At 71.9% G+C, this 13,990-nt stretch carries 18 protein-coding genes; 10 read left to right on the plus strand and 8 right to left on the minus strand.

The genetic code is table 11. From position 1 onward, the window contains the following. Nucleotides 1–55: 55 nt before the first annotated feature. The gene (locus ACIRF9_RS40130) at nucleotides 56–682 is read right to left on the minus strand and encodes a winged helix-turn-helix transcriptional regulator (protein ID WP_403832935.1); all 627 of its coding nucleotides are present in this window, start codon (nucleotides 680–682) and stop codon (nucleotides 56–58) included. An 87-nt stretch (nucleotides 683–769) separates the two neighbouring features. Here ACIRF9_RS40130 and ACIRF9_RS40135 point away from each other — a divergent pair, with 87 nt between their 5' ends. The 4 genes from ACIRF9_RS40135 to ACIRF9_RS40150 are packed head-to-tail and all read left to right on the plus strand — an operon-like array spanning nucleotide 770 to nucleotide 3,762. Then, entirely contained in the window at nucleotides 770–1,978 is a 1,209-nt protein-coding gene (locus ACIRF9_RS40135) for a pyridoxal phosphate-dependent aminotransferase (RefSeq protein ID WP_403832936.1), read from the plus strand. Between the two features lie 19 nt (nucleotides 1,979–1,997). Further along, nucleotides 1,998–2,597: a histidine phosphatase family protein gene (locus ACIRF9_RS40140; protein WP_403832938.1), complete on the plus strand. Its 600-nt coding sequence runs from the start codon at nucleotides 1,998–2,000 to the stop codon at nucleotides 2,595–2,597. Nucleotides 2,598–2,635: 38 nt separating this feature from the next. Further along, nucleotides 2,636–3,280: a hypothetical protein gene (locus tag ACIRF9_RS40145; protein ID WP_403832941.1), complete on the plus strand. Its 645-nt coding sequence runs from the start codon at nucleotides 2,636–2,638 to the stop codon at nucleotides 3,278–3,280. 59 nt (nucleotides 3,281–3,339) lie between these two features. Further along, entirely contained in the window at nucleotides 3,340–3,762 is a 423-nt protein-coding gene (locus ACIRF9_RS40150) for an acyl-CoA thioesterase (protein WP_403832944.1), read from the plus strand. A 1-nt stretch (nucleotide 3,763) separates the two neighbouring features. Here the strand turns inward: ACIRF9_RS40150 and ACIRF9_RS40155 are convergent, their stop codons facing one another. Beyond that, entirely contained in the window at nucleotides 3,764–4,162 is a 399-nt protein-coding gene (locus tag ACIRF9_RS40155) for a winged helix-turn-helix transcriptional regulator (protein WP_403832946.1), read from the minus strand. Nucleotides 4,163–4,254: 92 nt separating this feature from the next. On the opposite strand from ACIRF9_RS40155, the gene ACIRF9_RS40160 reads away from it, so the two are divergent. Both ACIRF9_RS40160 and ACIRF9_RS40165 read left to right on the plus strand, forming a co-directional pair. Next, nucleotides 4,255–5,697 (plus strand): MFS transporter, encoded by a 1,443-nt coding sequence (locus ACIRF9_RS40160; protein ID WP_403832949.1) that lies wholly within the window; start codon nucleotides 4,255–4,257, stop codon nucleotides 5,695–5,697. A 224-nt stretch (nucleotides 5,698–5,921) separates the two neighbouring features. After that, nucleotides 5,922–6,515, plus strand: coding sequence for a 3'-5' exoribonuclease domain-containing protein (locus ACIRF9_RS40165; RefSeq protein ID WP_403832952.1), 594 nt, complete (start codon nucleotides 5,922–5,924; stop codon nucleotides 6,513–6,515). Nucleotides 6,516–6,703: 188 nt separating this feature from the next. Here the strand turns inward: ACIRF9_RS40165 and ACIRF9_RS40170 are convergent, their stop codons facing one another. The 6 genes from ACIRF9_RS40170 to ACIRF9_RS40195 form a co-directional block, all read right to left on the minus strand. Next, nucleotides 6,704–8,077 carry an 8-oxoguanine deaminase gene (locus ACIRF9_RS40170; RefSeq protein WP_403832954.1) on the minus strand — a complete coding sequence of 458 codons (1,374 nt, stop codon included), beginning with the start codon at nucleotides 8,075–8,077 and terminating at the stop codon, nucleotides 6,704–6,706. A gap of 27 nt (nucleotides 8,078–8,104) precedes the next feature. Beyond that, on the minus strand, nucleotides 8,105–8,998 hold the full coding sequence (gene pucL, locus ACIRF9_RS40175; protein ID WP_403832957.1) for a factor-independent urate hydroxylase: 894 nt from the start codon (nucleotides 8,996–8,998) through the stop codon (nucleotides 8,105–8,107). A 4-nt stretch (nucleotides 8,999–9,002) separates the two neighbouring features. Further along, the gene (gene uraH / locus ACIRF9_RS40180; RefSeq protein WP_403832960.1) at nucleotides 9,003–9,395 is read right to left on the minus strand and encodes a hydroxyisourate hydrolase; all 393 of its coding nucleotides are present in this window, start codon (nucleotides 9,393–9,395) and stop codon (nucleotides 9,003–9,005) included. 7 nt (nucleotides 9,396–9,402) lie between these two features. Next, entirely contained in the window at nucleotides 9,403–9,912 is a 510-nt protein-coding gene (gene uraD / locus ACIRF9_RS40185) for a 2-oxo-4-hydroxy-4-carboxy-5-ureidoimidazoline decarboxylase (RefSeq protein WP_403832962.1), read from the minus strand. 76 nt (nucleotides 9,913–9,988) lie between these two features. Beyond that, complete coding sequence (locus tag ACIRF9_RS40190; RefSeq protein WP_390658906.1) at nucleotides 9,989–10,357, minus strand: helix-turn-helix domain-containing protein; 369 nt, start codon at nucleotides 10,355–10,357, stop codon at nucleotides 9,989–9,991. Then, the gene (locus ACIRF9_RS40195) at nucleotides 10,354–10,602 is read right to left on the minus strand and encodes a hypothetical protein (protein ID WP_403832964.1); all 249 of its coding nucleotides are present in this window, start codon (nucleotides 10,600–10,602) and stop codon (nucleotides 10,354–10,356) included. Before ACIRF9_RS40195 ends, ACIRF9_RS40190 begins: the two co-directional genes overlap by 4 nt. A 214-nt stretch (nucleotides 10,603–10,816) precedes the next feature. Between ACIRF9_RS40195 and ACIRF9_RS40200 the strand changes: the two genes are divergently transcribed. The 4 genes from ACIRF9_RS40200 (at nucleotide 10,817) to ACIRF9_RS40215 (ending at nucleotide 13,893) form a co-directional block, all read left to right on the plus strand. Further along, nucleotides 10,817–11,656, plus strand: a complete 840-nt coding sequence (locus ACIRF9_RS40200) for a TIM barrel protein (protein ID WP_403832966.1) — start codon at nucleotides 10,817–10,819, stop codon at nucleotides 11,654–11,656. Between the two features lie 23 nt (nucleotides 11,657–11,679). Further along, nucleotides 11,680–12,573, plus strand: coding sequence for a 2-hydroxy-3-oxopropionate reductase (locus ACIRF9_RS40205; RefSeq protein WP_403832969.1), 894 nt, complete (start codon nucleotides 11,680–11,682; stop codon nucleotides 12,571–12,573). Nucleotides 12,574–12,887: 314 nt separating this feature from the next. Beyond that, on the plus strand, nucleotides 12,888–13,133 hold the full coding sequence (locus ACIRF9_RS40210) for a hypothetical protein (protein WP_403832971.1): 246 nt from the start codon (nucleotides 12,888–12,890) through the stop codon (nucleotides 13,131–13,133). Nucleotides 13,134–13,278: 145 nt separating this feature from the next. Next, nucleotides 13,279–13,893, plus strand: coding sequence for a TIGR04222 domain-containing membrane protein (locus tag ACIRF9_RS40215; RefSeq protein WP_403832973.1), 615 nt, complete (start codon nucleotides 13,279–13,281; stop codon nucleotides 13,891–13,893). The last annotated feature ends 97 nt before the right edge of the window (nucleotides 13,894–13,990 follow it).

Here is a 13,990-nt window from a genome sequence, read left to right on the forward strand (position 1 = left end):
CTCCTGACGGATCATCGGAAGGCCTGTCGCGGCGCCGCGACAGGCCTTCCGCGCGTCACGCCTCCCGCAGGGCCTTGGCGAGGGTCCCGTCCCCGCCGACGTCGACCCGTCCGGCGCGCACCGCGTCCACCAGGCTCAACTCGCCCCGGGAGACGGCCTCGCAGGTGCCGGCGTCCAACGAGAGCCGGGCGTCGGGCTCCCGGGGTGCGGGTCCGTCGCCGTAGACCGGGCCGTCCTCCGCCCCGACGAACAGGTGGAAGTCCCCTTCCTCCAGCGAGACCTGGACGAGTCCCTCGCCCTCCAGGGTGCGCAGCAGCGGCAGCGCGAACCAGTGGGCGCGGACGGCGTCGGTGGGGCGGCGGTCACCGAGTTCGCCCTCGCCCCATGTGCCCAGCGCCTGCAGCACCGGCAGCAACTCCCGGCCTCGTGCGGTGAGTTCGTAGACGTAGGCCGCGCCCGGCGGAGGCAGCCGCCGCCTCGTGGCGAGCCCGTCCCGCTCCATGTCCCGCAGCCGCCCGGCGAGTACGTCCGTGCTGACGCCCGGCAGGTCGGCGTGCAGGTCCGTGTAGCGGCGCGGGCCGGCCAGCAGTTCCCGGACGATCAGCAGGGTCCAGCGGTCCCCGACGGCGTCGAGCGCGCGGGCGGCGGAGCAGTACTGGTCGTAGCTTCGGCGACGTGACATGGCACGCAGTCTAGACATGTCGTTGGACTTTCCAAGCTGGAACTTGGTAAAACCAAGCAACACACGAAACCGGAGGGGCGAGCGCGCATGGAGTTCCGGCAGTCGAACAAGCTCAGCGAGGTCTGCTACGAGATCCGCGGCCCGGTGGTCGAGCACGCCAACGCGCTCGAGGAGGCGGGCCACAGTGTGCTGCGTCTGAACACCGGCAACCCGGCACTCTTCGACTTCGAGGCGCCGGAGGAGATCCTCCAGGACATGATCCGGATGCTGCCGCAGGCGCACGGCTACACCGACTCGCGCGGCGTCCTCTCCGCCCGCCGGGCCGTGGCCCAGCGCTACCAGACCCTGGGCCTGCCGGTCGGCGTCGACGACGTCTTCCTCGGCAACGGCATCTCCGAGCTGATCTCGATGGCCGTACAGGCGCTGGTCGAGGACGGCGACGAGATCCTGATCCCGGCCCCCGACTTCCCCCTCTGGACGGCGGTGACCACCCTCGCGGGCGGCAAGGCGGTCCACTACCTCTGCGACGAGCAGGCCGACTGGTACCCGGACCTGGACGACATGGCGTCGAAGATCACCGACCGCACCAAGGCCGTCGTGATCATCAACCCGAACAACCCGACGGGCGCGGTCTACCCCAAGGAGATCATCGAGGGCATCCTCGACCTGGCCCGCCGGCACGGTCTGATGGTCTTCGCCGACGAGATCTACGACCAGATCCTGTACGACGACGCCGTGCACCACTCGGCCGCCGCGCTCGCCCCCGACCTGGTGGTCCTGACCTTCTGCGGGCTGTCGAAGACGTACCGGGTGGCGGGCTTCCGCTCGGGCTGGCTCGTCGTGACGGGCCCCAGGCAGCACGCGAAGGACTACCTGGAGGGCCTCACCATGCTGGCCTCCATGCGGCTGTGCGCCAACGCGCCCGCCCAGTACGCCATCCAGGCCGCGCTCGGTGGCCGGCAGTCCATCCGTGACCTCACCATGCCGGGCGGCAGGCTCCACGAGCAGCGGAACGTGGCCTGGGAGAAGCTCAACGAGATCCCGGGCGTGTCCTGCGTGAAGCCCAAGGGCGCGCTGTACGCCTTCCCCCGCATCGACCCCAAGGTGCACCCGATCCACGACGACGAGAAGTTCGTCCTGGACCTGTTGCTGCGGGAGAAGATCCAGGTCGTCCAGGGCACCGGCTTCAACTGGCCCACCCCCGACCACTTCCGCATCCTCACCCTCCCCCACGCGGACGACCTGGAGGCGGCGATCGGGCGGATCGGGCGGTTCCTGAGCGGATACCGGCAGTAGGGACTTCTAGCCTGACCGCATGGGTGATCTCTTCCTCGTCCGGCACGGTGAGACCGAGTGGTCGCGCTCCGGGCGGCACACCGGGTGGACGGACGTCCCGCTCACCGAGAACGGCCGGGCGCAGGCGCGGCGGCTGGTGCCGCTGATCCGGTCGCACCGGGTCGGGGCCGCCTTCGTCAGTCCGCTGCAGCGGGCGCGGGAAACGGCGGAGCTGATCGGGCTGCACGACCTTCGGGTCGACGCCGACCTGCGGGAATGGGACTACGGCGGCTACGAGGGCGTCACGACGGTCGAGATCCGGCGCACCCGGCCCGGGTGGTTCCTGTTCTCCGACGGGGTGGCCCCCGGGCCGCCGGACCATCCCGGGGAGACGCCCGAGCAGGTCGGGGAGCGTGCCGACCGGGTGCTGGCCAGGGTCCACGCGGCGCACGCCGAGACCGAGGGGTGTGTGGTGCTCGTGGCGCACGGTCATGTCCTGCGGGTGCTGACGGCCCGGTGGCTGGGGCTGGCCCCCTCGGCCGGCGCGCTGTTCCAGCTGGCCACGGGCACGCTGTGCCGACTGGGCACGGAGCACGGGCGGCCGGTGATCGCCGCCTGGAATGTCAGACCCGGGTCGTAGCCTTCGAGTGGGCCGGCACCACTCGGAGGGAGCACGTCGTGACACGACCGCCCACGGCCGCGCAGCGGCGTGTGATCGACGCCGCCGATCCCGTCACGGGACGGCTCAGGGGTACTCAGGCGCAGCTCACGGCGCTGGTGAAGCGGGGGCTCGCCTTCCGTCATCCGCGGCCGCCGCACGACCACTTTCTGACACCGGCGGGACACCGGATACGGGAGGCGGAGCCGGAGGTCGCGCCCGCTCCCGCACCGCCGAAGGGGCAGGGCGACGCCGGTGTGTTCGCGGCGCGGGTCGGCGGCGAGGAGGACGCCGGTACGGGCGGGCCCGCCCGCACGCGTGAGGTGCACAGCGCCTGGCAGGGGCTGCTGGAGCTGCGCCGGATGACCAATCCGGACGGGGCCGTGGACCGGCCGTGCGGCTGGGAGCGCACCCATCTCGTCCGGGCCGCCGCGCTCGCCCTGGAGGCGGCCGGACACCGCCCCGCCGGACCGGATCCCGCCGGTTCCGGGGGTTACCGGGTGCGGGCGACCCCGCAGCCGGAGGCCGTGGCCGTACGGGGGCCGGACGACGCGACGCTGAAGGCCTGTGCGGCGACACTGGAGAAGGCGGGCTGGCAGGTCGGCGAGCACACCGACCCCCGGACCAGAGCGCGCTATCTGCTGGCTTCCCCCCGCAGGGTGTGAGGGACATGCCAAGATCGGTGCCCGGGGCATCGATCCCCCGTCGTCGAGAAGGGGAAGCAGTGAGCGAGCCGTTTTCCGTCCGGATCACCGTCCGCGGGTACGAGACGGACGTACAGGGCCACGTCAACCAGAGCGTGTACATCAACTACGCGGAACACGCCCGCTGGTCCCTGTTGCAGGCCGCGGGCATCAGCCAGAACGGCCTGACCGGCAGAGGTGTGGGGCCGGTCGCCCTGGAGACGACCATCCGCTACAGGCGTGAGCTTCTCGCCGGTGACGAGATCGACGTGACCTGCGTGTTCGAGTGGGGCGGCGGCAAGACCTTCCGGATCGTGCAGACCATCACCAAGACCGACGGCACGGTCGCCGCCGAACTCACCGCGGTGGGCGGACTGCTGGACCTCAAGGAGCGGCGGATGGTCGCGAACCCGCAGGACTGGTTCAAGGAACTGGCCTCGGATCCCAGCCTGTTCGGACTGTAGGTCACACCGCCGCCTTCCGCTCCTCCTTCTCGTCGTAGGCCGCGCGGGACTCGGCGATGTAGACCCTGTTGCGCTCGGCCCAGTCGGTCAGGCGTTGCAGGGTCTCGTGCAACTCGCGGGCCACCTGGGTGAGTTCGTACTCGACCTTGGGCGGCACCGTCGGGTGCACGGTGCGGGTGAGGAGTCCGTCGCGCTCCAGATTGCGCAACGTCAGGGTCAGCATGCGGCGGCTGATGCCCTCGATGCTGCGCTCCAGTTCCGTGAAGCGGATGGGGCCGTGGGCGGCGGCGACCAGGATCTGCACGCTCCATTTGCCGGAGACCCTGTCAAGAACTTCCCGGACCGGGCAGGCGTGCGCGTTCACGACCTGGGCGGTAACACCGCTGTTCCTCTGGGACATCCGACTGCCTCCTTACGACGGCCTCCATGGTCACCCACGATGTTCTCCGTTACAAGTCGTGCACCTTTGGAGAACACGGAGGCCAAGCCGCCATGACGGCCATCGCCCAGTCACCGAACCGAACCACGCGACGAACGTACTCCCGGTGGGCGTCCCTCGTCGTCCTGTGCGCGGGAACGCTGATGACGATCCTGGACGGCAACATCGTCACGGTGGCGATGCCCGCGATCCAGAGCGACCTCGGCTTCAGCGGCCCGGGGCTGGCCTGGGTCGTCAACGCCTATCTGATCCCCTTCGGCGGTCTGCTCCTGCTGGCCGGCCGGCTCGGCGACCTGGTGGGCCGCAAGCGGATGTTCACGGCCGGGCTGGCGCTGTTCACCGCGGCGTCGGTGCTGTGCGGGGTCGCCACCGGCCAGGAGGTGCTCGTCGCGGCACGCGCCGTGCAGGGCGTGGGCGGGGCGATGACCTCGGCGGTGGTGCTGGGGATGCTGGTCGCGCTGTTCCCCGAGCCGCGCGAACAGGCCCGTGCCATCGCGGTGTTCAGCGCGGTCGGCGCGGCAGGCGGCGCCCTCGGCACGTTCCTCGGCGGGGCGCTGACCCAACTCCTGTCCTGGCACTGGATCTTCCTCATCAACCTGCCGATCGGCGTCGCCGCCTGGCTCGCCGCCGTCCGCGTCCTCGCGCCCGACCGCGGCGCCGGGCTCGGCAGGGGCGCCGACTACCCCGGCGCGGCCCTGGTCACCGGCGCGCTGATGCTCACGGTGTACGTCATCGTCGGCGCCGGCGACCGCGACGGCACCGCCACCGCGCTCCTGGCCCTGCTCGCGGCGGCCCTGTTCACCGGGTTCGTCCTGCGCCAGGCGCGGGCCGCCCGCCCGCTGCTGCGGCTGCGCCTGTTCGGCTCCCGGCTGCTGAGCGGGGCGAACGCCGTGCAGGTCCTGATGATCGCGACGATGTACGGCTTCCAGTTCATCGGCGCGCTGTACGTGCAACGAGTACTGGGCTACGGGGAGTTGGCGACCGGTACGGCCTTCCTGCCGGCGCCCGTCGCGATCGGGCTGCTGATGCTGGGGCTGTCCGCGCGCACCGTCGGCCGGTTCGGGCCGTACCGGGTGCTGCTGGCCGGGCTGGCGCTGATCACGCTGGGCATGGCGCTGCTGAGCCGCGCCCCGGCCGACGGTTCCTACGCGGCCGACTTCCTGCCGCCCATGCTGCTGATGGCCGCCGGGTTCGCCGCCGCGATGCCCGCGCTGACCGGGCTCGCCATGGCGGGGGCCCGCGAGGAGGACGGCGGACTGGCCTCCGGCCTCTTCAACACCACGCAGGTGGTGGGCGGTTCCCTGGGCCTGGCGGTCCTGTCGACCCTGGCCGCGACCCGCACCGACGAACTGCTCGGCCGCGGCACGGAGTTGCTCCCCGCCACCGCCGAGGGCCACCAGCTCGCCTTCCGGGTGGCGACGGCGATCGCCGGGACGGCCCTGATCCTGGCGGCGGTCGCCCTGCGCGACCGCCGGGAGCGGGAGAACGCCGGCTGAGGCCGACGCCTCCACCTGGGGCCTGTCGCCCCGGTACGTTCTCGGTGACGACCGCGTCGCCGCCCCGGCGGACGTACCGGGAACCGGCCGCGACGCCGTGGGCGACGCCCTCGCCCCGCGCCTTGCGTCACCGGCCGGCTGCCTCGGGCCGGCCCCCGCCGGGCGGGACGGAGAGGCTGAATTCGGATGCGGGCCGCGCCGCCGCCCTGCGATGCTGCGGCCTCATGACCGCACGACGCACCAAGCCCAGCCTGTACATCTCCGTGGACGTCGAGGCCGACGGGCCGATCCCGGGGCCGTACTCCCTGCTGAGCCTGGGCGCGGCGGTCGCGGGCCGGCAGGACTCCGACGGGTTCACCGCGGCCGACCCCGCCCGGCAGACCTTCTACCGTGAACTGCGCCCGATCAGCGAGGAGTTCGTGCCCGAGGCGCTCGCCGTGAGCGGGCTCGACCGGCGGCGGCTGGCCCGGGAGGGGCTCGAACCCGCCCTGGCGCTGGCACAGTTCAGCCGTTGGGTGCGCGAGGTGAGCGGTGACGCCCAGCCGGTGATGTGCGGCTATCCGGCGTCGTACGACTGGATGTTCCTGTACTGGTACCTGATCCGCTTCACCGGCGAGAGCCCGTTCGGCCACTCGGGCTGCCTGGACATGAAGACGCTGTACGCCGCCAAGGCGGACGTGCCGCTGCGCTCGGTCGGGAAGCGGTCGATGCCGGCGGAACTGCTGCCCGGCCGACGGCACACGCACCACGCGCTGGACGACGCCGTGGAGCAGGCGGAGCTGTTCGCGAACCTCATGGCGTGGCACCCGCGAAGGTGACCCCCGGAGAGGAACCCTGCGGGGAACCCGAGGGGTGCGTCCGAAGCGGGGCGCGGACCGTACCGGGGCACGCGTGACAGGTGCGTGCCCCGGTCACGGCCGCCACGGACCCCGGTTCGGGGCCGTGGCTCCGGACGAGGGCCGTCCCCCTCGACCGGAGTCCTGGGTGGGGCCGGTGTCCCGACCGGTCAGCCCCGCGCGGCGATCCGGGCCAGCCGCTGGGCCTGCTCCCGTGTCGAGCGCGCGATCGCGTCCTCGTCGGCGGTCAGCAGACGGCCGTCCTCCACGATCTGACGGCCGTTCACGAAGGAGGCGGTGACCGGGGCGGCCGCGCCGAAGACCAGCGCCGTGACCGGGTCGGCGATGGAGGCGTGGGCGAGGGTGTCCAGCCGCCACAGCACCAGGTCGGCGAGCTTGCCCGGCTCCAGCGAGCCGGTCTCCCGGGCCCGGCCCAGGACCTGGGCGCCGCCGTAGGTGCCCAGCCGCAGGGCCTGACGGGCGTTCAGGGCGGCCTCGCGATGGGCGCCGAGGCGGTTGATGAGCAGGGCGTTGCGCAGTTCCGTGTGCAGTTCGCCGGACTCGTTGGACGCCGTGCCGTCGACGCCGAGGCCGACCGGGACGCCGGCCGCCAGCATGTCGGGGACGCGGGCGATCCCGGCCGCCAGACGGGCGTTGGAGGACGGGCAGTGCGCGACACCCGTCCTGGTGCGGGCGAAGGCGTCGATGTCGGAGTCGTTCATGTGGACGCAGTGCGCCATCCACACGTCCTCGCCGAGCCAGCCGGTGGACTCGAAGTAGTCGGTCGGGCCCATGCCGAACAACTCGTGGCAGAACTTCTCCTCCTCCACCGTCTCCGAGCCGTGGGTGTGCAGGCGCACTCCCAGTCGGCGCGCCAACTCGGCGCCTTCGCGGAGGAGTCCGGTGGAGACGGAGAACGGTGAGCACGGGGCGACGGCGACCTGCGTCATCGCGTCGAAGGAGGCGTCGTGGTGCTTCTTGACGGTCTCCTCGGTGGCGGCGAGGGCGCCTTCGAGGGTCTCGACGGCGAAGTCCGGGGGCAGACCGCCGTCCTTCTCGCTGCGGTCCATCGAGCCACGGGCCAGGGTGAAGCGGACGCCCATGTCGCGGGCGGCGCCGATGATCGCTCCGGAGAGGTCGCCGGATCCCTCGGGGAAGACGTAGTGGTGGTCCATGGCGGTGGTGACTCCGCCCCGGGCCATCATCGCGAGCGAGCCCTGGGCGGCCGCGCGGACCATCGGCTCGTCGATGCGCGCCCAGGTCGGGTAGAGCGCGACCAGCCAGTTGAAGAGATTGTGGTCGGTGGCCAGGCCCCGGGTGATCCACTGGTAGAAGTGGTGGTGGGTGTTGACCAGGCCGGGGGTGACCAGGTGCCCGGTGGCGTCCACGCGCCGGACGACGTTCTGAAGTCCCTGCGGTGCCGGGCCCGCGCCGACCGCCTCGATACGGTTGCCGCCCAGGACGACGTACCCGGAGGCGTACTCGGTGTCCTGCGCGTCCACGGTCGCGATCGCCGCGTTCTCGATGACGATGCGCTGGGTCATGGTGAGTCCTTCGCTTTCGTGTCCGCGTCAGAGGTTGCTGAGGTCGACCGGGATCCGCGCCTCGCAGCCGTCCCGCAGGATCGTGGCCTCGATCAGGCCGTACGGGCGGTCGGCGGCGAAGTACACCTCGTTGTCGTTCTTCAATCCGAAGGGCGCCAGGTCCACCAGGAAGTGGTGCTTGTTGGGGAGCGAGAAGCGGACCTCGTCGATCTCCCCGCGGTGGTCGATGATCCGCGCGCCCATCTGGTACAGGGTCTGCTGGAGCGACAGCGAGTACGTCTCGGCGAACGCCTGGAGCATGTGCCTCTTCGTCTGCTCGTAGGACTCGTCCCAGTCGGGCATCTCCTGGGCGTCGTCGGACCAGTTGAAGCGCCAGCGGCCGGAGACCTGCGTGGCCAGGATGCGGTCGTACGCCTCGGGGAGCGTCGTGTACTTGTCCTTGACGTAGCCCCAGAACTCGGAGTCGGTCGTGTTCATCACGACGAGGTCCTTGAGACCGGAGACCACCTCCCACGACGTACCGTCGAAGGTGATCTGGGTGAGGCGGGTCTCCTGTCCCTGCCGGACGAACGAGTGCGCGCCCTTCCCGGAGTGCTCGATGCGCTCCCAGGCGTACTCCTCGATGCGGATGCGGGCCCGGTGGATGGCGTCCTGGCCGGTGACGAAGTGCCGGGCGAGGTGGATGCCGAACTGCTCGGCGGACTCGATGCCGTGCTCCTTGGCGAACGCGTACACCGTGTTCTTGGTGGTGTCGGTCGGCAGGACGTTGGCGTTGGAGCCCGAGTAGTGGACCTCGTCCATGTCGCCGGACAGCGACACGGAGACGTTCAGGTCCTTGATGTGATGGGTGGCGCCGTCCCGCGTGATCTTGACGACTCGGTTCTCGGCCTTGCCGTACTGGTTCGGTCCCAGGATGGGCATCTAGCTAGCTCCCTCGGTATACGGAGTAGCCGAACGGGTTGAGCAGCAGCGGTACGTGGTAGTGCTCGCCGGGCTCCACCGCGAAGGTGACGACGACCTCGGGGAAGAACACGGCACCGCTGTCCCGGTTCGCGGGGGCGTCCTGCTGCGCATCGGCTTGCTTCTGGGTGAGGTACGGCTCCACGACGAAGTCGAGCCGTACGTGGGTGATCCCCTCCGGCAGGGCCGGGAGGTCCTTGCACCGGCCGTCCGCGTCGGTCGCGGAGCCGCCGAGCGCCTGCCATGCGGCATCCCGGCCCGCACGTGCGGAGAGCCGGACGGCGACGCCCGGGGCGGGGCGGCCGACGCTGGTGTCCAGGATGTGCGTGGACACGGAGGCGGTGCTGCTGGTGCTCATGGTGCGCTCAGTCCTCTTCGACGAGTCGGGCCAGACGGATGCGGTTGATCTTGCCCAGCTCGGTGCGGACGATCTCGCGTTCCCGCTCCGGCGTGTTGCCGAGGCGCTCCTTCACCGCGTCGCGCATCTGTTCGCCGGTGCGGCCGGTGGCGCAGATCAGGAAGACATGGCCGAACTTCTCCTGGTAGGCCAGGTTGAGTTCGAGCATCTCCGCCCTGAGCGCGTCGGAGGCGCCGGCCATGCCGCGCTGTTCGCGGGCCGAGGTCGGATCGCCCGGCTTGGGCCGGCCGATCGGCGGGTGTCCGGCCATCGCCTCGGCCAGGTCGGCCGCGGTCAGCCCGGCCATGGCGGTGTCGCTGGCGGCGTACAACGCGTCGGCGGTGGCGTAGGGGCGGGCCGCGAGCAGCCGGTCCGCCCAGGCCGTGGCGGCGCAGGCCTCCAGGAGGACGGCACGGGCCGTGGACTCCTCAAGGCCGTTGAACCGGGCCGGCCCGGGGGGCGTGGAAGTCGAAGTCACGGGGTCAGCTAACGCCTCCCCGCAACACCCCGTCAACACTTTGTTGAAAATTCGGGGTAACAAAGCCCAGGTCGGGTCAGGCCTCTTTCTCCCGGTTGAGGTAGTTGTAGACCGTGAAGCGGCTCACCCCGAGCGCGCTCGCCACGGTCTCCACTCCGTGCCGTACCGAGAAGGCGCCGCGCGCCTCGAGTATCCGGACGACCTCCTGCTTGGCCTTGCGGTCCAGGTCGGCGAGGGGCTTGCCCTTCTTGCGCTCCATGGCGGCCAGGATGTGGTCGAGGGAGTCGGCGAGCTGGGGCAGCCGTACGGCGACGACGTCGGCGCCCTCCCAGGCGAGGACCACGTCGTCGGGGCCGGCCTCGTCGGGCGGGACCATCTCGCCGCCCATCGCGTCGACCAGCGGCTTCACGGCCGCGATGAAGGGCTCGTCGCCGGTGCCGGTCATTTCTCCTCCCCGATCACGTTGACCTGGAGGGAGATCCGGGTGGCGCCGGCGCCGAGCGTCTTGCGCAGCAGGGCGTCCACGGCGGCCAGCACCGCGTCGGCGCCGCCCTCCGCGGTGTTGCCGAACGGCCCGACGTCGACCGCGTCCAGATCGGCGGCCTCGATCACCTCGCGGGCGACCAGCGCGTGCGCGGGCGCCTCGTCGAGATCGAAGGGCTCGGTGGTGAACTCCACTTTCAGTCGCATCGCGCCCCCACACCTCTCCGACCTGCGCATTGCTCCGACCCTCGACAGGAGGGCGTACCGGGCACCCGGGACCCGGACCCCGACCTTAACGGACCGGAGGGCGATCAGCAGGGGCCTCTTGACAAGCGAGGAGCCCCACCGGCAGTCTTCCAATACGCAGAAAATAACTTCCGCAATACGGAAACACTCGACACGGAAGGGAGCGCCGCACCCCATGGGACTCGAGGACCAGCGCTTCAACGTCAACCTGTCGATCCTCTTCACGGAACTCCCGCTCCTGGAGCGCCCCGCGGCCGCCGCCGCGGCCGGCTTCACCGCGGTCGAGCTGTGGTGGCCCTGGGTCGACACCCCCACCCCCGAGCGGTCCGAGCTCGACGCCCTGGAGCGCGCGATCGAGGACGCGGGCGTACGGCTCACGGGCCTGAACTTCTACGCCGGCCGGCTCCCGGGCCCGGACCGCGGCGCCCTGTCGCTGCCCGGCGAGGAGTCGGAGCGGTTCCGCGCCAACGTCGAGGTGGTCGCCGACTTCGCCGGATCTCTGGGCTGCACGGCCCTCAACGCCCTCTACGGCAACCGCGTCGACGACGTCGACCCGGCCGAGCAGGACGCGCTCGCGCTGGAGAACCTGGTGCTCGCGGCCCGCGCGGCCGACCGGATCGGCGCGGTCCTGCTGATCGAGGCCCTGAACCGGCCCGAGTCGCCGCGGTATCCGCTGGTGAGCGCGCCCGCGGCGGTCGGGATCGTCGACAAGGTCAACGCCGCGACCGGGCTCGGCAACGCGCGGTTCCTGATGGACCTGTACCACCTGGCGATGAACGGCGAGGACCTGCCGCAGGTGATCGACGCCCACGCGGCGAAGACCGGTCACGTCCAGATCGCCGACAGCCCCGGCCGTGGCGCGCCCGGCACCGGATCGCTGCCGCTGGAGGACCTCCTCGACCGGCTGCGGAAGGCCGGATACGACGGCCGGGTCGGCCTGGAGTACAAGCCGGGCGACCGTCCGAGCGCCGAGGCCTTCGACTGGCTGCCCCGCGAGGCACGCGCCGCCCGCTGACCCCCGTACCGAGAGGCATCCCCATGACCCACACGCTTCCCAAGGTCACCTGGATCGGCCTCGGCATCATGGGCTCCCCCATGTCCGAGAACCTGATCAAGGCGGGTTACGACGTCACCGGCCACACGCTGGAGCAGGACAAGCTGGACAGGCTGGCCGCGGCCGGCGGCACCGCGGCCGGGTCCGTCGCGGAGGCGGTCGCCGGCGCCGACGTGATCATCACGATGGTGCCCGCCTCCCCGCAGGTCGAGGCGGTCGCGTACGGCCCGGACGGCATCCTGGAGAACGCCCGCGCCGGCGCCCTGCTGATCGACATGTCCTCGATCACCCCGCAGACCTCGGTCGACCTGGCGAGGGCGGCGAAGGACAAGGACATCCGGGTCCTGGACGCGCCGGTGTCCGGCGGTGAGGCCGGTGCCGTCGAGGCCGTGCTGTCCATCATGGTCGGCGGCGAGCAGGCCGACTTCGACGCCGCGCGGCCGCTCTTCGAGGCGCTCGGCAGGACCGTCGTCCTGTGCGGGCCGCACGGCTCCGGCCAGACCGTGAAGGCCGCCAACCAGCTGATCGTCGCCGTGAACATCCAGGCGTGCGCGGAGGCCGTGGTCTTCCTGGAGCGGTCGGGCGTGGACCTGAAGGCCGCGCTGGACGTCCTGAACGGCGGCCTCGCGGGTTCGACCGTCCTGACGCGGAAGAAGGACAACTTCCTCCGGCGGGACTTCAGGCCGGGCTTCCGCATCGACCTGCACCACAAGGACATGGGCATCGTCACGGACGCGGCCCGCACGGTCGGCGCGGCCCTGCCGGTCGGCGCCGTGGTGGCCCAGCTGGTCGGGTCGCTGCGCGCCCAGGGCGACGGCGGCCTGGACCACTCGGCGCTGCTGCGGGCGGTGGAGCGCCTGTCCGGCGCCCGGCTCTGACCCTCCTCCCGGAGACCTCCGGGCGGCGCCGCCGCTGACATCTGTCCTGTCGCGCCCAGGCGGCGGCGCCGCCCGGAACCACTTCCCCCCAGCGGCCCGCACCGGCCGACCGGCCCGATGAGGGGTGACCGGCCGGCCCCGGTGCGGGCAGGTGAGGACCGCGGCGGCGTGCGAGCCAGTGCGGTGGTGAAGGATGCGGATCCTCTTCCCGGCCTGAGGGAAGGACGTCCCCGATCCGTCGCGCCCGCCGCGGTCCCAGCCCCCTCCTCCCTCCCCCGCGTGCGCATCCACGCCGTCGGCAGGACGCTGAAGGCATGGCACATCCAACGGAGCATCCGCACGTCGTGGTGCATCCGCCGGCCCTCGACGGATCCCGGCGGGTGACCGAGGGCGACGAGACGCTGGGCATCGCCACACACGCGGACGACGTCAGCGAGATCCTGCGACTGGCCGACCTGTACGTGACCGACCTCGCGGAGAGCGACTTCATCGAGTGGCAGGGCGGCGGGCCGGACGACTGGCCGGGGCTGTCGGAGCAGCACGGGCACCAGGGGGCGTAGGGGGCGCGGGCGGGGTACGCCCAACCTCAAATCAACCTCTGAACATGGTTCAACAGGCTTCAACCGGGGCCGGGTGTGGGCACATTGTGGTCACACGGGGCCCGTCGGCACGGGGGCGGCGGGCCCCGTCACGGGGGAGGTCGCCATGAGCGGGGACAGGTCGGTCCGGCTTCAGCCGTACGAGGTCGCGCTGCTGCGCGGCGGCCCACGCGCCGCCGTCACGGCGGCCGTCGTCGACCTGCATCTGCGAGGCGTCGTGGAGGCGGGCCGGCCCGGCAGACTGCGGACCTCGGAAGCGTCCTCCGAGGCTGCCGGGCAGACCCCGCCTCCCCTTCCGCCCCTGGCCGAGGCCGTCCGGGCGGAACTGGCCCGGCCCACGGCCCCGGCGGAGCTGCCGAAGCGCCCCGCCGTCCGCGGGGCCCTGGCCGAACTGGTGCTCGTCCTGCGGTCCGCCCGTCTCCTGCGCGTCCTTCCTCCCCACCGCAGCCGTGCCGGGCGGCAGGCGCTGGAGGCCCTGCTCGCCGAGCACCCGCTCCCGGCCAACCGCAAGGACCTGCCGACGGACGACGCGGTGCTGGCGGTCGCCCTGCACGGTGACGCGGCACTCCAGCTTCTCGTGCCACGGTTCGCCCTGCGCACGGGACTGCTCCCCCGCACCGAGGTGACGGACAAGGGATTCCACCGGAACGCCCCACGCGGCGGCGGCACAGGCGGCCACCTCTACTGCGGCGGAGCCTCCTCCTGCGGCGGCTCGTACTGAATCGGGGCGGCCCGCACGGAACCAGGGCGGCTCGCGCCGCACAGAGGCAGCTCGCGCCGGCCGGCGCGGCAGCTCCCACCGGCCGGCGCGGCAACTC

Origin of the sequence: Streptomyces sp. NPDC096132, from assembly GCF_044763345.1 — a bacterium.
In the GTDB taxonomy this organism is placed as follows: domain Bacteria; phylum Actinomycetota; class Actinomycetes; order Streptomycetales; family Streptomycetaceae; genus Streptomyces.